Source organism: Singulisphaera acidiphila DSM 18658 (genome assembly GCF_000242455.2).
In the GTDB taxonomy this organism is placed as follows: domain Bacteria; phylum Planctomycetota; class Planctomycetia; order Isosphaerales; family Isosphaeraceae; genus Singulisphaera; species Singulisphaera acidiphila.
The window spans coordinates 429226-448121 of record NC_019892.1 but is presented as its reverse complement, the minus strand read 5'-3'; the positions used below and the strand labels follow the sequence as shown (position 1 = coordinate 448121).

Genomic DNA, 18896 nt, shown 5'->3' with positions numbered 1-18896 from the left:
GGAAACTAAGTCTGATTGCCCCGTGGATTATTTTCCCCTGGGCAGGAAACGGGGACGCAAGACGATAAAGGGGGACATAGCGATTATCGACAGTCGTCGATAATCGCTATGTCCCCCTTTACGTCCGAACTACTGAATTTGCCCACTCTTCTTGAGAGACTTCATCGAAAACAGCGCACAGTGGGTCAATCATGGCAGCCATCCAGAGGATCGGCATTTCGCGGAGCTTGAGGGTTCAAAGGTGGCGGAGGGAATTTACCGATTCTCATCAGGCCCTACCGATCGAAACCCACCGCCCATACCTCCAATGCCACCCATGGCCCCGCCACCGATGGGATTTTCTCCCAGACCGCCGGAGATGAACCGTGGTTGGGGGAGGTCGCGGGCGTATTCCAGGCGGAACTCGTAGTTCAGGGACATCGTCTTGTCGCCGACCGTGCCCTGGGGCACTTCGAGGTCCCAACGCAGCAGGTTATCGGTCCGGGCGGTGCGCTCGTAGAGAGCGTCGGTGCTCAGCGCGGCCGACGTCTTCACGAGGTTGACCACCACGGCCTCGCCCTGCGGGTTGGGTAGGCGGTCCCAGAGTTGGAGCTTGACCGGGCCGGATCGATAATTCCGCAGGCTGATCCGAAATTCATACGAGAAGACCTGGTTACCTCCCTGCACCGTGCGGGCCTTGTGGACTAGCCGCCGGCTAACCTGAAGTTGGGGATCAACGCCGAAGCCGACTACGAACGGCTCTCCCGCAGCCACCAAGGGGAGCTTCATCCGCCCGACGAAATCGGTGCCGACGTAGACCGTGGCCTCGCCGGGCAGAAGCACTGTGTCGCTCTTGTTGGTCAGCTTGGCCAGGCGATAGACGCGGGGAGACAGGACTGGCACGGCCTTGGCATAGTATTCAGCCGGCAGCTCGACCCGATTGACCTCAAGCAACTGCGGATCCCGGCGGGACGGAATGTCGAGGCGGCCGGCCACGTTAAAGGTGACACTCGGACTGTCCTTCTCGCCCAATCGAAGCCCCGCGACCGGGTCGTCCTGGACGCGCATCTCCTCGGCCTGATCACTCGCCGCCGCCTGGTTGAGCCTCGCGCTGCCGGCCGCCTGACCTTGCTCCCACACAAATCCCATGCCTCCCATGCCCGCCATGCCTCCTCCGAAGCCACCCCCCTCGAATCCGCCTCCATCGACCACACCGTCCGGATTCACCAGGTCCTCCGAATCACTTGATGTGATCGTCAACAGGCCGTCCCGAACCTGGTACACCAGACCGAGTTGCTTCAGGATCAGCTTCAGGGACGTCCTCAGCGGAACCTGCGCCAGGTCGAAAACGACCGGTGAAGTCACGGTCTTCTCCGCTTCCTGAAGCCCGATCGGGTCGACGTAGATCGGGATCCCGTCGGGAAACACCGAGTTCCGGGTACTGCTTCGAATGTATTTAATCACATCTTCGAATGGAGTCTCTTGCTTGAACGGCAGGTCGATGAGCTTCCCGAGTTCCTCTGTGATCCGCTGCGAGCGGTCGTCGTCCGCTTCGATCGGGCCGGAATTGACGGGCACAGCGATGTTCATTTTGAGCGGGAGAAGTTCCGGAGGGGCCGCGTCAAGCGAAGGGCGGGCGGTGGAGAGCGTGACGCGGACATCCGACCAGGATTCGCCGGTCTGCTGAACAACGGCGGCGAGGGATTCGATCCGGACGGGGACGTCGTCGGCTGCGCCTCGGAGGCGGTACTGCGGCCACCAATTGGCCGCGCCGACGAGGTAACCGAGCCGCACAGCACCGGCCTCGTGACGGGTCTTGTGCACGACGATCACGGCGTCGCGTTCGACCCGGCTCGAGCCGGCCGACAGTTCGGCGAGCTGCCGCCTGGCGAATTCGGACACTTCGGCGTTGGCCTGCAACTGCTGGCGAAGCTCGGTCTGGGCCTTCGCCTTCACGCCTCGGCTCTCCATAACGAACTTACTGAGGGTCAGGACCCCTTCGCTGTCGAGCCGCCCCTTCGCCGTCAGGTTCGTCAGCGCCGATCCGGTGAAACCCTCGAGCTTCTGGAGGTACTGCAAATCCTGCACCTGGACGGCGGCCTCATTTTTGAGTCGCTCGGCGTCGGCCTGAAGCTTCTTGAGCAGCTCCTCCTTGGCTCGGACCTCCTGCCGCGTATCCTCCTTGACGGCGCGGGTCCGGTATCGAGTGCTGAGCACACGCAGGCCCTCGGTCCCCTCCGTGTAGAGCGAGCTATCCACCGTCTGCGGAGGCAGCGGAGTAACGATCAGCTCGAGCGTCCCCTCACCCTCGGGGACGCTCACCTCGCGGGTCACGAGCGCCTGGCCCTGGTAGACGGTCACAGCCACAACCCGACTCGCCGCGGGCCGGGGCGGCGGTACGTTCTCGACCGGCGTTTGAGCATTCTGGTCGGCGTTCGCAGGAGCCGACTCCACAATTCCGCCGAACTGCGCGCAGGCCAATACGGCCACCAGCCAAAGGGTGGTGCTCATACATCCTCCTCAACAATCGACAAGTTGGGTCGTGGCAAACGAAACCCGCAATCCTCGACTCCACAAACAACGTTTCTTCCGATTGGACCGATGACACTGCCGGTTTATTCGATGGAAGCGCAGAGCCAAGAGGGAAGGTTCTCTGGCACGGAAGGGGCCGCCGAGACAAGGCTCGGCCGTAACCCAAAGGTTTGCCGAGTGCATCACGAAGACAGGGAGCAATCAGCGGTCCGCTCGCTCTCAAGGCGAGCGAAGCTTCCAAAGAGGAGAATCAGGGAACGGAGGGAATATTGACTTGGGTTGAATGCTCAATTATCCTCGAATCATGCTGTAAATCGCTCACTCAGCCAGCGGAATGATCGACCATGCCTTGAATCACGGCAACCGTCGCGAGCCAGTCTTCCACAAGCTCGCGGACTACGATGCCTTCGTCGAGGTCATCACCGACGCCTGCCGGCATCTCCCTCTCGACCTCTTCGGGTTGCGGTCTGGTGCCGAACCATTTTCCATTGGCTCATCCGTCCCAGGGCGACGGCGACCTCGAGCGGGTGATGCTTACCGAGCGGCTGGAGAGAGAGGCAAGCATCGGACACGTGGGGGTGCTGCATGTCGTCAAAGTACTCCCGGGACGTCGGGCGGCAGCAAATCATCCATTGGCCAGGAGTCAGCCCTACGGAGAGCGGAGCATGAGCCGGTGGGTGGGTCGGTTGGGAATCTTGGCCCCCAACCTCTCAAAGATCGCCGGAGCGGAGACTGAGCGATCAGGTGAGTGAGGCAAAGCCCGTCTGACCATACCGGGATGCTCAATTCGTTCATCACCACAGCTAAATACAAATTTTTACATATTCAGAAAATCAGTATTTTTTATCATAAAATCAATTACATATGCCATATTTACGTTTTATTGTTCATCAGAAACTCCCAGGATACTCCCGGCAAGTCGGCCTATTCACTGCAGCATATCATCTACTAGATGAATGCGAATTAAATCAGCATGATAGAGAATTTCTGTACAAATTGCTTGCATGGTTTTCCAGCAATCTCCCTGTTCCTCCAGCAGGGAAGATTCCAAGCCAAGCAATCTTTTGGTACCGGCAAGATGGCCCCGTCTTCAAGAAAATGTGGGTGTTGGCAAAGCTGCTAAAAAAACACAGTTTTACAGTCGAACTCATTAAGACAAGGTTCGCCGGGCTCGTTGTGTATCAGGACGAGCATCAAGTCGCTGCGATTCCACGCGGGGGGAAAAGGCGAACCTGACGGGATCAAAAGACGGCCATGCTGGTGTCGAAACTGGGAGAGAAAAGGGGACGGAGGGGAATGCCACGAAGATATCACACAAATCCTAAGCTGGGGACAGGTTGTCGCTTATTGAGAGCAGGAGGGATCGGCGGCCACACACCTAGACTGGGCATAGCCGGGGTTCTTGGGAGTTCATTGGGGCGGCAGCGTTGCGGCTGCTCCCCCTAAACCTCCCAAGTCTCCCCTTTGAAGTGCCTGGCCATGACTACTTCCCTGGCGTGAGTTGGCCCCCTGTCAGGGCTGAAACGCTTCGGGCCTCAGGCCCTGATCCGCAAGGAATGCCATCAACTGCTCGATGGATCCAAGCCGGTGCCTTTCATCGCGCGTGTAGGTCGATTCATCGTATTGCTCTCCGGCGGGGCATTCCTCCCACGTGACGAAGTACGAGCCATCGTACTTCCACACACTGACGAGCCCCTCCTTCCCATCTACCTTGTAGGCCAGGTTATTAATTTTGCTGGACTCAATCCTTTCGATGAACTTATTGATGGTCATGGCCCCCCCCTGTTCGGCTCGATTTCGATGGTCACCTTGGTGCCATCCGGGAGCTTGACGTTGATGTGCTTAAAGCCACCGTGGGGATTCTCAGGGCCATGGCCGTAGATCCGACCCGTGTTCGGGTCGAAATGATAGTCCTTGTGATAAATCTCGTTCGGGTCCTTCCCCTTGAACTTTTTCCAATCAGGGGGGAGCGATCGGTGGCCAGGCAACTAGACTGGGTATAGCCGGGTTTCTTGGTAGTTCATTGGGGGAGCGCGGCGGCAGTTTCCCCTAAATCTGCCAAGTCTCCCCTTTGAAGCGCCTGGCCGCTGCCGAGCCCCCAGCCCCTTCACCCAATGCCCAACCTTCGCCTCACCTCGTCACTCGAAACAGGCGGTAAATGCTCATCTACACTAACTGTGATATAGCCCATTTGAGGATCATCAACCTCAATATCGACATGGTCGACCTCAGCAACTCCGTCCCGGTAGTACCGGGCGAAGAAGCTCCGTAGATAATCCAAGGCGAAGGCTGTAAACGATACTATAAAATGACTGCTCTGCGACCCCACTTTCCACTCACATGATGCCCCAAGTCGAATCTCCAGTTTCGATGCGGCGCTGTCATTGCTAAATACACAAGCTTCAATGAGGTTGTCTTGAAGCAGATGAAGGCAGAGGAGCCAGTCCTTGGCATTTCCAAGTGAGACTGATACATTTAGGATCGGTTGTCCGTCCATAAGAAACGAATCGACAGACAGGTCGAGTTTCAAGAATTTCTTCATCAGGCCATTTTCTCCGACCAGCGAAGGTGAAGGTTTTGAAGAACTTCGCCAGTCGCCGGATCCAATTCTTCCAAGTGAATATATCGATCAGCCAGATCACCTGGCTTAGCCCCATATTGCTATTTCCCATCCTGGCTACGCAACTTCCCCGGCTCGACCTCGATCGGATTCTTACCAAGCTTTGTTCAGAACAACTGACGTGCTTCGCCTTCGCTCTTGAATGCACTACTCCAATTCTTGGTCCGTCTTGTCGCAAAGTCCTTTGGAAATGGAGCATGAGTGGGGACACCAGGACAAACATCGTCAAGCTTACCGGCCTTACCGAAGGCGCCCGGGAGGGCCGCATGCATGAACTCATCGATGGCTTAGCGCGTTTTCCCCTGGCCCAACGAGATGCCGGCGCCTAGAAAATCGCTCAGACCGTCTAACAAAACCCTGCAAGCAGGGCGATTGCGCAGATTTTGATGCAAGCGAGGGTGAGGAACGCCTGATGGATGTCTGGTCGCTTCTCGTAGCGGATGCGAAGCCGCCGGTTCTGGTGAGCCCAAGAGAGCGTCTGCTCCACCGGCCAGCGGGTCTTACCCAGTCCGCTCTGGTCGTCGATCTGCTTTTCCGGGAGGATCGGCTCAACCCCCATGTCTCGCAGCCCTTGGCGGTGGGGCTCGGAGTCATATGCCAAGTCCCCCTGCAGAGCGTCGTGTTTCTTCCTCGAATGGCCGGCCTTGCCCGCCACCGCCGGGAGGGCGTTAAACAGCGGGGCCAATGGGTCGTTGACGTTGGCCGCCGTCACACTCGAGGCCAGGGGGATGCCGCTCGCATCGGTGATGATGTGGTGCTTACTTCCGGGCTTGGACCGATCCACAGGGCTGGGTCCGGTCTCCTCGCCCCCGTAGGCCGCCCACACGAAGCTGCTGTCGATGAGAACCCTGGTCCAGTTGATCTTGTCGGCGCTCCGCAGCTTGTCGCGAATAAAGGGGGACATAGCGATTATCGACGACTGTCGATAATCGCTATGTCCCCCTTTACGGCTCGTCCTTGCTCGGGTCGAAACTCGCAAGGCAAACGGAGTGCCGAACGCTATTGGAATATCCCCATTTCCGCGTCTTTTTTACAGCCTGTAATAATCAGATTAGGCCGCATTGAATAATTTTCGTGTATTTCATGTCTGCTTTGTCATGCTTGATATTGGCAACGTGGATCACATCAATAGCTGCGCAATCATTCGGTCTTCCAGAAACTGCCAATGCAACCGACCTATACCCAGAACGGGCAAGACCAGCGGTAGAGAAGACCACGAGCTTCGACCTTTGCGACCAAGCCAACCTCAAGTCAAACAGCAGTTGACTGTGCAGTTGGGTATCTTCATATATCTGGTCCGATTCTAGACGCAAGTCGACTATCAAATCTTCGGCACCAGCTTGTGAAAGCCCAGCCTTCAGCGCTCTTTCAATGAGCGAGTGACGCCGCTGCCCTCGTGAGGCTCGCATGGCAGATGGAATCAATACAGACGAACTCACGAGACAATGGACTTCACTCGTCGGATGTTTGCCACCCACGACTTCCAGCACTTCGGCCCACGAACTCCCATAGTCTGTAGGACACGCGAGTCCGACGTAGTCGGTTCCCCCAACTTCAAATGGGGGCAATACAATGCCAGCAATAGTAATGCCGTCGCAAATCACCGCAGGGTGCATCGTGATCCATCCCCGACTGAAGAATTAAACGACCACGGTCTACCACAAGCTGGGGTCGAGTCCACGGCCCGCTCGCCGCGTGGAACGCGGGCGTGGGTGGGAATCATGGCCGTGGTGACGCCCGTCTCTGAATGTCAGGCCCAGCCGCCACACGGCGAACCACAAGGTCTTCAGGCTACAGGTGAGGCCTCCCCGCTCCTTCAGTTGCTTCAAGGTGGCGTCGGGTTGCTTGCGGATCGAATCGGTCAGACGTCGGAGGTCATCGGATCCCAGAGCCGAAGGGGGAGCGTCTCCGCGCGGCTTTGGCTCAAGCGTGCCGGCCTGTCGGCGGCATTGGAGCAAGTGGACCACAAACGAGACACTCACGCGGAACAGTTGGGCGATCTCACGCAGGGAACCTTCCTGCTGGTCCACGGCGGCCGCGACTCGCTCACGAAGATCGGTCGAATAGGGACGCATGGTGATCTCCTCCGAAAGGGGCTACCCTCAAAGGAAATTATTCGCGCATGCAACCCATGGGTAAACCGCTGTAGGCTCTGTCTGGAAACGCCGATTGAAGGTGAATTCTCCCAGCTGTCCGGCTGTAAGAGAACCGAGTTCGAGGTTTTTTCAACAGAGCCTAGCCTTGCACATCGGTAAATCGTTGCGATTGAACCATCGCCGAGAAATCTCAGGTCTTTATGCAACGCAGAGAAAAGGTCTGCCTACCTTCGGGGAACGGGATTGCTAATTCCTGGCCTACCAGGAGTCCATCTTCCATTTCGTAGAAGATTGTTCACATAAGAATGATTACCGGTCTCTTCAAATAGTTCTAGCGCCGCATTCATGCGATGATTCCCGTCAGTGATGTGATAAGTTCCGTCTTTATGCCATCCTCCAATTGTTCCATCCAGCTTCTCTCCGGTTTTCGGATCAGTCAATCCGCGAGAATTATCCCAATCGTACTTGTTGCTCCGCATGTCGTCCTTGATTTTGTCAATCGCTTTGGGATCCCGGAGTCGTGATTGGCCACCTCCCGTTCTAATCTTAGGTCCGTCCCATTTTCGCTTTGATCTTGGCAGGCAGCGAATCGCCTTTCCGGCTAAAGGGGTCAACACCCTAAATAGTTCCCTGCCAAAGGGAAAGTAGCCCTGCCCCTATAATTCATGCAGAGGACTGCACCGACGACTCAACACGGACGAACATTAACGACGCCCATGCTCTCCCTTTCGACGACTCAGCGCGACGAACTCTTGGCGATCTACCGCAAGGATTCTGATCCCGAACTCCGCTTTCGCGCCCACATTATCCTCCTGTTGGCTGACGGCCATCCCTGGGACAACATCGAGTCCATGCTCTTCTGCAGCTCACGCACTGTCGACCGCTGGCTGAAGCGGTTCCAGGCCGAGGGCCTCGAAGGGTTGACTGGGAGGAAACGGGGCCGGCCCTTTCGGCTGGGCTTCGGCTGGGTCGCCATCCTCGTGAACTGGGTGACCACCACGACCCCCAGCGACTTCGGTTTCCTCCGCAGTCGCTGGTCGTGTGTGTTGTTGGCCCTGCTCTTGCGAGAAAGAGAAGGCGTTCGCGTCAGCCGGGAGACCGTCCGTCGCTGGCTCCATCGCGGCCACCTGGTGTACCGGCGACCCCGGCCGACCCTGAAGCCGGACGAAGACGAGAGGCAGGTCAAGCTGGCTGAACTGCGGAAGCTCCTGGAAGAGATGCCCGAGGACGAGACGGCCGTCTGGCAGGACGAAGTCGAGGTTCACACCAACCCAAAGATCGGCCGGATGTGGATGTTCAAAGGCCGACAAGCGAAGGTCGAGACCCCCGGGACGAACAAGAAGCGGCACATCTCCGGCTCAATCCACTGGCGGACCGGCCAGGTGTTCGTCACCGAGGCGGCCCCCAAGCAAGGGCGCGACGGAGCGTTGTTCATCAAGCACCTCGACGACCTGCGCCGCAGGCTGCGACGCTACCGCAAGATCCACGTGATCTGCGACAACGCGGGGAGCCACACCAGCCTGGAGGTGATCCAGTACCTCTGGAAGCACGAGGGTCGAATCGAAGTCCATCTGCTCCCCGCATACTCCCCGGACCTGAACCCGATCGAGCGGGTATGGTGGCATTTGCACGAGAACATCACCCGGAATCATCGGTGCAAGGATCTGGAGGAATTATTGGATCGAGTCTTCACCTGGCTGGGACAGGCAAACCCTTTCCAGATCGAGGGTTCGGCTTACCCAAAAGCCAGGGCCGCCTGATCTACTTTCCCATTTGAAAGTTTCTATTTAGGCCCCAAATACATGCCTCCGAGAGCTGCACCTCCCACGCCCAACGTACCCGCAAGCGAATTGGGGAACTCGTCATGGAAACCCTTCTCGAATGCTTTGTCGGGTTTTCCCTTTCCGGTCGGGGTGTACCACCCTGTATATGGGTTATAGGAGCCGCTCGGCGTAATGACTGAAGCCGGCCCAACGAGTCCCGTGGGGTCAGTCCCATTTGTTGGAGAGTTAGACAAGTAACGGTAAAGATTGGCGTCGCCGCCGGCAAACCCGATCGGGTCCTCCTGCGTCCAGCGGCCCAGCGCCGCGTCGTAGTACCGAGCCCGATGATACTGCAGGCCCGTCGCGACGTCGAGCTCCCGGCCGGTGAACTTGAACCGATCCCCGGCCGACGGATTGGACTCGCTCGTGACGCGGCCGAAGCTGTCGTAGGCGACGTGGTCGATCACCGTCCCCGCCGTGTCGGCCAGGTCGCGGACCGTGCCCAGCCGGCCGCTCAGGTACCACGCCGTCGCACCGGCCGCGTCGGTCCGCGCCAGGAGCATGTCGACCGCCGGGCCATGCAGGTAGCGGGTCTGCAGCGTCCCGGCGCCGGTGAAGTCCGCGTAGGGGTTGACGCCGTTGTAGGCCGTCCAGGACCGCACCGGGGCACCGGCACCGGCGCCGTCGGCGTCGACGACAATCCCGATGCGGCGGTCGAACGCGTCGTAGGTGTAGGTCGCCTGCATCACGACGACGCCGCCGGCATTCTTGCGGGTGACCCCCGTGAGCCGGTTGCGGTGGTCGTAGGCGTAGGTGGTCACGGTGCCGCTGGCCGTCTCGGTCCGGGACGTGAGGTTCCCCTCGGCGTCGTAGACCAGGGTCAATCCGGGCGCCTGTTCGAGGCGGTTGCCCGTGCCCGTGGCGTAGCCCGGCAGGGTCCGGTTGCCATTGAGATCGTAGCTGTAGCCCTCGGACCGCGCACCGCCCACCCCGGTCAACTGGCCGGTGGCATCATAGGTGTAGGTGACGGCCCCCTCGGCGTTGGTCTCGGCGGTGAGCCGGCTGCCGGCGTCGTAACCGTAGGTGTACGAGGCCAGGGTCGCGCCACCGGCGACCTGGTGGGTCAGGGTAGTGAGCCGGTCGAGCGCGTCGTAGGCGAAGCTGGTGTTGACGGCCGTGCCCGTGCCGCCGAGGGTGCGTGCGAGGGAGGTCAGCCGGCTGCCGGCGTCGTAGCTGAAGCCGACCTGGGGGCCCGCGTGCGACCCGAGCGAGCGGGCGATTGTGGTGAGGCGATCGAGAGCGTCGTAGGTGAAGCTGGTGACCCCGGGGCCGGACCAACCGGCGCCGGCGAGGTTGTCGGCCAGCCGGGTGCGATTGCCGACGGCGTCGTAGCCGGAGGTCAGGGTGAGGCCGGGCTGGCCGACGCCAACGCCGGAGGTGGCCGTCTGACGGCCGAGGTTGTCGTAGGAAGAAGAAAGGACAGGCGTTGCAATGGAACAAGGCCCACATAACACCAATCATATTCGCAAGAAAAAAAATACAATCAATGCATCGCCTGCCCTCATCATGACAATCTACTCATCGAATTGAATAGATCGAACCGCCATCTCCCGTTCCGACAACTCCTGGTCTCGGCAATTCCAATCACATACATACGTTGCAAGCATCACATTCTTTCCGTCAGATGCATACCACATGCGAATAAAATCATCCCCTACCTGAAAGCTCACCCCTTCAATGGCGACCTCACCCGGATAAGTCGAACGATCGAATGGAGCGTCCCAATCTTGCTTGGAAGCGAATTCTTCGAGGAGTTCGGAGAGGTCTTGCGGCCCAACCTGGGGCAGCCGACCACCTTTGTAAATGGCTGGCGAGAACTGCAACGCCCCAACTCCAGAAGTTGGGTCAGCAATCGTCAATGGCGCATCGGCATCATCCAGGGTTTCGGTAATGTCGTCCCAACCCTCTGCAACGGCAATGGAGAACCCTTCGCAACGTAGCACTTTATTATTCATTTGAGCTTCCCCGTCTTCGGATCGTAGGGCAGCGGGTTAGTCGGGTCAGGCCATTTGTGCTTCTGGTCGTGGGCAAACGTCTTTCTTCCACCGGGCGTATCAGGCTTGAAGTCCCCGTAATCGGTTCCTTTCGGCCACTTTGATTCTGGGTAGTCCGAAGGATGTTTTCCTCCGACAACTTGGACATCTTGACCCGATACACCGGGTTTTTTCATGTCAAACTCGGTTTCTGGATAACGCTGGCGTAGCTGATCTGGTAAATGGCCGGGCTTGTCGGAGTGAAGCGTGCTACCTCTGCCGGCTGCCTTGCTGACAGCAGGATTACCACTTCCTTTTGGTACACGAGTGGGGAGACTAGGACAAACGTCATCAACCTTGCCGCCAATTTTCCCAAGCTTGCCGAGGGCGCCCGGGACCAGCTTGCCGCCCTTGCCGAGGGCGCCCGGGAGGGCCCCATACATGAACTCATCGATGGCTTGGCGCGTTTTCCCCTGGCCCAACGAGATGCCGGCGCCTAGATACTCGCTAAGAGGGGATGGGTCGACATAGGAAGTCGTATCCAAGACACCCTTCAGTGAGTCGGGGAACGCGTCATGAAAACCCTTCTCGAATGCTTTGTCGTGCCTTCCCTTTCCGGGCGGGGTGTGCCAGCCTGTATATGGGTTGTAGGAACCACTCGGGGTATAGACTGATGCCGGGCCGACGAGGCCCGTGGGGTCGGTGGCGTTGGTCGGCCCGTTGCCGACGTAGCGGTACAGGTTGGCGTCGCCGCCGGCAAACCCGATCGGGTCCTCCTGCGTCCAGCGGCCCAGCGCCGCGTCGTAGTACCGAGCCCGATGATACTGCAGGCCCGTCCCGGCGTCGAGCTCACGGCCGGTGAACTTGAACCGGTCACCGGCCGACGGATTGGTCTCCCCCGTGACGCGGCCGAAGCTGTCGTAGGCGACGTGGTCGATCACCGTCCCCGCCGTGTCGGCCAGGTCGCGGACCGTGCCCAGCCGGTCGCTCAGGTACCACGCCGTCGCACCGGCCGCGTCGGTCCGCGCCAGGAGCATGTCGACCGCCGGGCCATGCAGGTAGCGGGTCTGCAGCGTCCCGGCGCCGGTGAAGTCCGCGTAGGGGTTGACGCCGTTGTAGGCCGTCCAGGACCGCACCGGGGCACCGGCACCGGCGCCGTCGGCGTCGACGACAATCCCGATGCGGCGGTCGAACGCGTCGTAGGTGTAGGTCGCCTGCATCACGACGACGCCGCCGGCATTCTTGCGGGTGACCCCCGTGAGCCGGTTGCGGTGGTCGTAGGCGTAGGTGGTCACGGTGCCGCTGGCCGTCTCGGTCCGGGACGTGAGGTTCCCCTCGGCGTCGTAGACCAGGGTCAATCCGGGCGCCTGTTCGAGGCGGTTGCCCGTGCCCGTGGCGTAGCCCGGCAGGGTCCGGTTGCCATTGAGATCGTAGCTGTAGCCCTCGGACCGCGCACCGCCCACCCCGGTCAACTGGCCGGTGGCATCATAGGTGTAGGTGACGGCCCCCTCGGCGTTGGTCTCGGCGGTGAGCCGGCTGCCGGCGTCGTAACCGTAGGTGTACGAGGCCAGGGTCGCGCCACCGGCGACCTGGTGGGTCAGGGTAGTGAGCCGGTCGAGCGCGTCGTAGGCGAAGCTGGTGTTGACGGCCGTGCCCGTGCCGCCGAGGGTGCGTGCGAGGGAGGTCAGCCGGCTGCCGGCGTCGTAGCTGAAGCCGACCTGGGGGCCCGCGTGCGACCCGAGCGAGCGGGCGATTGTGGTGAGGCGATCGAGAGCGTCGTAGGTGAAGCTGGTGACCCCGGGGCCGGACCAACCGGCGCCGGCGAGGTTGTCGGCCAGCCGGGTGCGGTTGCCGACGGCGTCGTAGCCGGAGGTCAGGGTGAGGCCGGGCTGGCCGACGCCGACGCCGGAGGTAGAAGCCGTCGTCTGGCGGCCGAGGTTGTCGTAAGCGAACGTCAGCGTGGCGTCGGGGTCGGCGATCCCGAGGAGCTGGCTGGCGGCGTCGTAGGTGGAAGTGAACGTCCGCAGCGTGTTGCCGGCGCCATCGAGCCAGCGTTCGCTGATGCGGCGGCCGAGGCCGTCGTAGGCGTAGACCGTGCGGCGGCCGAGCCGATCGGTGACGCCGGTGAGCTGGTCGGCGGCGTCGTAGGCGAGAGTCGTGGCGAGTCCGCGGGGGTCGATGATCGCCGTGAGGCGATCCAGAGCGTCATAGGCGAACGTCGTGCGATTGCCCACCGGGTCGGTGACAGCGGTGAGGTTGCTCACCGCGTCGTAGCCGTAGCGGGTCAGACCGGAACGCGGATCGGTGACCATGACGAGGCGGTCGAGACCATCGTAGGTGGAGGTAGTGGTCTTGCCCAGCGGGTCGGTGACGGCGGTGAGGTTGCTCACCGCATCGTAGGCGTAGCGAGTCAGACCAGAACGCGGATCGGTGACCGTGACAAGGCGGTTGAGACCGTCGTAGGTGGAGGTGGTGGTCTTGTTCAGCGGGTCGGTGACCGTGATACGGTTGCCGACTACGTCATAGCCGTAGCGGGTCACGGGCGAGGTCAGTGGCCCGAGCCCGTCGGGGTCGGGCGCCGTGATCGTCGTCAGGCGATCCCGCTGGTCATAGGCGAAGGTCGACGTCCGCCCCAGCGGGTCAATGGTCGTCGCGAGACGGCCCAGATTGTCGTAAGTGAACCTGGTCACCGGCGCGGTGAGCGGGCCGGCGCCGTCCGGGTCGGGCTGAGTGACCTTGGTGAGTTGACCGGCCACGTCGTAGTCGTAGACGGTCACCCGGTTCAGCGGGTCGGTGATCGTCGTTGGCCGGCCGACGGCGTCATAGCCGTAGGCCGTCACCGGCGAAGCCAGCGGACCGGCGCCATCCGGATCGGGAGCGGTGATCGTCGTCAGTCGGTCGCGGACGTCGTAGGCGAAGGTGGTGATCCGGCCGAGGGGGTCGGTCGTGGATGTCAGCCGGCCCAAGTTGTCGTAGGTGTAGGCCGTCACCGGCGAAGTGAGCGGGCCGGCCCCGTCCGGGTCGGGACCGACCACCGACGCGAGCCGGCCGGCCGCGTCGTAGTTGGAGGTGGTGACCCGGCCCAGCGGGTCGGTGAGGCGAGTCAGGCGGTCCTCGGCGTCGTAACCGTAGGTCGTCACCGGCGCGGTGAGCGGGCCGGCACCGTCCGGGTCGGGCGCCATGACGCTCGCCAGTCGTCCCGTCGCGTCGTAGTTATAGGTGGTGACCCGACCCAGCGGGTCGGTCTCGGTCGTCAGCCGGCCCGCGGCATCATAGGAGGCGAAGGACCGCGGGGCGGCCTGCCCGAAGCCGTAGTAATTGCCGGCCGCAGGCAGGTCGTTGGACCCGCCGATGGAGATCGGCTGGGCTTGACCGGCGAGGAACCATTCACCGGTGCTCGGCCGATAGGTGGCGAGGTCGGCCTTGCCGTCACCGTTGTAGTCGGCCGCCGCAGGCCAGTCGTTGGACCCGCCGTAGGAGACCGGCTGAGCTTGACCGGAGATGAACCATTGGCCAGTACTCGGCTGGTAGACGGCGAGGTCGGCCTTGCCGTCGCCATCGTAGTCGGCTGCCGCAGGCAGGCCGTTGGGCCCGCCGAAGGAGATCGGCTGGGCTTGACCGGCGATAAACCATTGGCCGGTGCTCGGCCGGTAGACGGCGAGGTCAGCCTTGCCGTCACCATCGTAGTCGGCTGCCGCCGGCAGGTCGTTGGGTTCGCCGAAGGAGGTAGGAACGCCGGAGAATGGGGCGATAAACCATTGGCCGGTGCTCTGTCGGTAGACGGCGAGGTCGGCCTTGCCGTCGCCGTTGTAGTCGGCCGCCGCAGGCAGGCCGTTGGTCCCGCCAAAGGCGATCGGCTGAGCTTGACCGGCAATGAACCATTCGCCAGTGCTCGGCCGGTAGGTGGCGATGTCGGCTTTGCCGTCGCCGTTGTAGTCGGCCGCCGCCGGTCGGTCGTTGGACCCGCCGTAGGAGATCGGCTGGGCTTGGCCGGCGAAGAACCATTGGCCGGTGCTCGGCCGGTAGGTGGCGAGGTCGGCCTTGCCGTCGCCGTTGTAGTCGGCCGCCGCAGGCCGGTCGTTGGGCCCGCCGTAGGAAATCGGCTGGGCTTGACCGGCGAAGAACCATTGGCCGGTACTCGGCCGGTAGACGGCGAGGTCAGCCTTGCCGTCACCGTCGTAGTCGGCCGCTGCCGGCAAGTCGTTGGTCCCGCCGTAGGAGATCGGCTGGGCTTGACCGGCAATGAACCATTGGCCGGTGCTCGGCCGGTAGACGGCAAGGTCGGGCTTGCCATCGCCGTCGTAGTCGGCCGTCGCCGGCAGGTCGTTGGACCCACCGTAGGCGATGGGGGAGGCGGGGGCGCCGGAGGAAGCGGTGATCAACCACTGGCCGGTGCTCGGCCGGTAAACGGCCCGGTCAGCCTTGCCGGCACTGTCGGGGTCCGCCTGAGTGGTGCCAGTCTGACGGCCCATCAAGTCGTAATAGTAGTAGGTGACGCGGCCCGCCTCGTCGGTGGTCCTGATCAGGTTGTCGGCGGCGTCATAGGCGTACTTCTGCGTGGCCCCGCCCGGGTAAGTGATCGTCGTCAGTCGCCCCTTGCTGTCGTAGGCGAACCCCGTCGTCGGCGCCACCAGCGGACCGGCGCCGTCGGGGTCGGGCCGGGTGACGCTCGTCAGGTTGCCCCGGATGTCGTAGCTGGAGGTCGTCACCCGGCCCAGCGGGTCGGTCTCGGTGAGCCGGTTGCCCCGGCTGTCGAGCGTGTAGGTCGTGGTCCGCCCGTTCTCATCGCGGTAGCTCGTCGGCTGGCTGAACGTCGGGTCGTAGGTCCAGGCGCGGGTGGACAGGTCCGGCAGGGTCATGCCGGTCAGGTTGCCCCGGCTGTCGTAGGCGAAGGTCGTCACCGGCGAGGTCAGGGGGCCGCCGAGCCCGTCGGGGTCCGGCCCGGTGATCTTGAGGACCCGGCCGACGGCGTCCCGCTCGTACCGGGTGACGTTGCCCAGGGGATCGACCTCCTCGGTGACGTAGCCAAAGCGGTCGGTGGTGATGGTGGTGGTGCGTTGGGTGGCGTCGACGATGGTGGCCTTGGCGTCGCCGGGCAGTGCCATCGGCGCCGGGTTGGCCGCGGTGCCCACACCGGTCGAGGGGTCGACGAGCCCCCGGATCGCGATCGGGGTCACCTGCTGCGCACCGAGGCCGGGGCGGGCCATCGAGAGGACCCTCAGCGAGAACGGGTCGTAGGTGAACGTGGTCACCCGGCCCGTCGCATCGCGGATCCCGGTCATCAGGCCGTTGCTGTCATAGGTAAAGGTCGTGACCGAGGAGGTCTGTGGGCCGGCGCCGTCGGGGTCGACCTGGGTGATCGACGCCAGCCGGCCGGCCGGGTTGTAGCTGTAGGTGGTCACCCGGCCGGCGTAGTCGCGCATCGCCTGCAACAGGCCGCCGCTATAGGTGTAGGTGGCGATCCGGCCGTAGGGATCCGTGGCCTGCCCGAGCTCCTCGGCGTGACCGTCGCCGTCGCCGTCGATGTAGGCATAGGTCGTCTGGTTACCGTTGCGATCGACGCGCGCCGTGAGGAGGCCGTTGGCGGCGAATTCGCTACGGCCGCCATCCTTGTGCGTCAGGACCCATCCGCTCGCCCCCGCCCTGCGAGCCAGCCGCGAGGAGCTCCCGTCCGGGGTGATGTAGCCACCCGCCCCGTCATCCGCGAACCAGCCGGCGGTAGCGTCGCCGCGGATCAGCGACACACCGCCGGCCGCGGGCACGATCCGATCGAGGTCCCCGATCCACCACCGGTTGCCGTACGGGCTGTCGATGCGGTTGAAGACCTCGCTCGCGCCGGTGATCGTATGGGTCGAGATCTCTGAGCCAAAGTAGGCCTGGAGGTCGATCGCGTAGTCGTGTCGGCCGGTGGGCAGCGCTGAGGCGTCAACCTGCATCACGAAGAGGACGGTCTGGCCGGGGACCAGGCCGGCGGTGCTGTAGTGGATCGGGGTGCCGACGATGCCGCCGAAGTCGAGCGTGGCCACGATCTTGTCGGGGACGGGGCTATCGGCTGGCAGGGCCCACTCGACGGTGACGATCGGATGGGGATTGGTGTGGGTCGAGTAGCCCGGTCGGGGGGCCTCGCAGAAGGGCTGGCCGTTGCCCGAGGGAGAGTAGTTCATCTGCCCGGTCTGCGAGTCGATGCCAGGGTCAGGACAGGGGGGGGCACCGATGTTGATGGGCGGCTGGTCGTAGGGCGAAAGCGGGCTCATGGGCCCATTGTCGCGGTCGCGGTTGTTGTCCGTCTTAGGCCGGCCGCGGTCGCCGTCGTTGTCGGCGATGCGGACCGTCGCAGGGCCGCCGACGATGGTGTAGCCATAGCTCGGCCGCGGCTCGAGGGTCACCTTGACCGTCTCGTCAAACTCCTTCGCGGTGTCGTGCTTGGGAGTCACGTCGATCGTGACGCTACTCTGCCCGACCGGGATGGTCACGGTGCCCGCCAGCGCGACGTAATCGGCGCCGGCCGTCGCGGTCCCGCCGACGGTATACGCAACGGTCAGGGAGCTCGAGGTGTCGCCGGTACGCGTGATCGTGAACCGGCCCTTGTCCGGATTGGCCTGGGTCGTGTTATCGGGCTCCGCCGCCTTGGGGTCGGTCGCCTCGATGCGGACTTGCGCCGTCTGCGGCCCCGACGGATCGTTGTCGCGGATCGTGACAGAGAAGCTCGGGGCGCTCGGTTGGACGAAATAGTCGTTGGGGCGATGCTCGATCCACAGCACGACGGTCTCGTCGTCCTCGTCCAACACGTCATCGATCGGGACAATCTCTACATGCGCAACAGTTGAACCGCCAGGAATGGTGACGCTGCGTGCTATGGATTGGTAGTCGGAGCCCTCCGTCGCCGTACCGCCGGAGAGGGTGTAATGGATCGTTACCGGGCCTTCTCCATTGACGATCGTAAAATAGAAGCCGGCGGTGTCGGCTGGCTCCCCCGACCCGGTTTCCGTGGCAATGCCGTCGTAGACCCCGTAGTCTACCGTCGGCACCGTCAAGAGTTGCCGGACCTCCAAGGCCTGGATCAGGGGCGGGAGGCTATGGCGCGATCGGTCAATATGGCGGGAAGTGGGGCGGCGGCGGCGCACAGTGCAGTCCTCGCGTGGGGGGGAACCCACCCCGGCGGCGCGCAAAGGCGGCCCGGAAGTGGGACACGGGGGTCCTGTTCGATTTCGAATATCGTCGACCAGGGAGATATTCGAGAGTTAACTATATTTTTAGGAGACCATCCCGGCTTGCGTTGTCGGGACGGCCTTCGAGCGATGCGGCTCCGCATCGCGGCCAGAGTCTAGGCGTGCCCCACGGGTGATTGCAAGATCCTCTCCCGGTAGATTCGCCCTAATTGGGCCGAAATCGGGTGGGCTGGCCATGGGGAGCTGATTTGAAATGATGACCTATTAGTTTCTTGCATAATTCACTTGCGTCATTCATGGAACACCCCGAGTCGAGCGAAAAAATACTTCGCCATCCCCTGGGAAAAATCATCGCCTTGGCCGAGCAGGCCGTCGTCCTTGCCACCGGCAGAAAAATTCAAAAGGGGACGAAGAATTCATGAAGTATCGGGCAGCTTTCATCTTGGGCAAACAGCCCGACACCATGGCCACGCCGCCACGCTCCGATCGGCCTCCCTCGATCAAGCCACGGTTTTAAATTATTAATTTTAAATAATTAATCATGAAGGCTGACTTCATCTTTTCCATCTGGCCGTCCCGTTTCAGTCACCGATGCCAACCTCACCGCCTTGGTTACCCCGCCGACAACTCCCGCCGGAGAGCGTCGAGGAAGTGTACGCGAGGTTCGTTATGGGGATGGGAGATACCAAGCCGGTGGCGCGTCC

At 62.1% G+C, this 18896-nt stretch carries 10 protein-coding genes; 1 reads left to right on the top strand and 9 read right to left on the bottom strand.

What is annotated here, in order from left to right; genetic code table 11:
- Positions 1-255: 255 nt before the first annotated feature.
- The 6 genes from SINAC_RS01715 to SINAC_RS01680 all read right to left on the bottom strand — a co-directional run bounded on the left by SINAC_RS01715 (position 256) and on the right by SINAC_RS01680 (position 7206).
- On the bottom strand, positions 256-2490 hold the full coding sequence (locus SINAC_RS01715; protein WP_015243975.1) for a mucoidy inhibitor MuiA family protein: 2235 nt from the start codon (positions 2488-2490) through the stop codon (positions 256-258).
- 1533 nt (positions 2491-4023) lie between these two features.
- Positions 4024-4284, bottom strand: a complete 261-nt coding sequence (locus SINAC_RS01710; protein ID WP_015243972.1) for a hypothetical protein — start codon at positions 4282-4284, stop codon at positions 4024-4026.
- A gap of 334 nt (positions 4285-4618) precedes the next feature.
- The gene (locus SINAC_RS01700) at positions 4619-5053 is read right to left on the bottom strand and encodes a hypothetical protein (protein ID WP_015243971.1); all 435 of its coding nucleotides are present in this window, start codon (positions 5051-5053) and stop codon (positions 4619-4621) included.
- Positions 5054-5477: 424 nt separating this feature from the next.
- Positions 5478-6035, bottom strand: a complete 558-nt coding sequence (locus SINAC_RS01690; protein WP_020467468.1) for an IS5 family transposase — start codon at positions 6033-6035, stop codon at positions 5478-5480.
- A gap of 142 nt (positions 6036-6177) precedes the next feature.
- On the bottom strand, positions 6178-6747 hold the full coding sequence (locus SINAC_RS39570) for a hypothetical protein (RefSeq protein WP_015243970.1): 570 nt from the start codon (positions 6745-6747) through the stop codon (positions 6178-6180).
- Positions 6748-6786: 39 nt separating this feature from the next.
- Positions 6787-7206, bottom strand: a complete 420-nt coding sequence (locus tag SINAC_RS01680; RefSeq protein ID WP_015243969.1) for a helix-turn-helix domain-containing protein — start codon at positions 7204-7206, stop codon at positions 6787-6789.
- Positions 7207-7943: 737 nt separating this feature from the next.
- Between SINAC_RS01680 and SINAC_RS01675 the strand changes: the two genes are divergently transcribed.
- Entirely contained in the window at positions 7944-8987 is a 1044-nt protein-coding gene (locus tag SINAC_RS01675) for an IS630 family transposase (RefSeq protein ID WP_015243968.1), read from the top strand.
- A 23-nt stretch (positions 8988-9010) separates the two neighbouring features.
- On the opposite strand, the gene SINAC_RS01670 is transcribed toward SINAC_RS01675, so the two are convergent.
- From SINAC_RS01670 to SINAC_RS37820, 3 genes are read right to left on the bottom strand one after another with little or no spacing between them, the layout of a single operon-like run.
- Positions 9011-10504, bottom strand: a complete 1494-nt coding sequence (locus tag SINAC_RS01670; protein ID WP_015243967.1) for an RHS repeat-associated core domain-containing protein — start codon at positions 10502-10504, stop codon at positions 9011-9013.
- 60 nt (positions 10505-10564) lie between these two features.
- On the bottom strand, positions 10565-11005 hold the full coding sequence (locus SINAC_RS01665; protein WP_015243966.1) for a hypothetical protein: 441 nt from the start codon (positions 11003-11005) through the stop codon (positions 10565-10567).
- Positions 11002-18147, bottom strand: coding sequence for an FG-GAP-like repeat-containing protein (locus SINAC_RS37820; protein ID WP_015243965.1), 7146 nt, complete (start codon positions 18145-18147; stop codon positions 11002-11004). The genes SINAC_RS01665 and SINAC_RS37820 overlap by 4 nt, the downstream gene beginning before the upstream one ends.
- Positions 18148-18896: the final 749 nt, after the last annotated feature.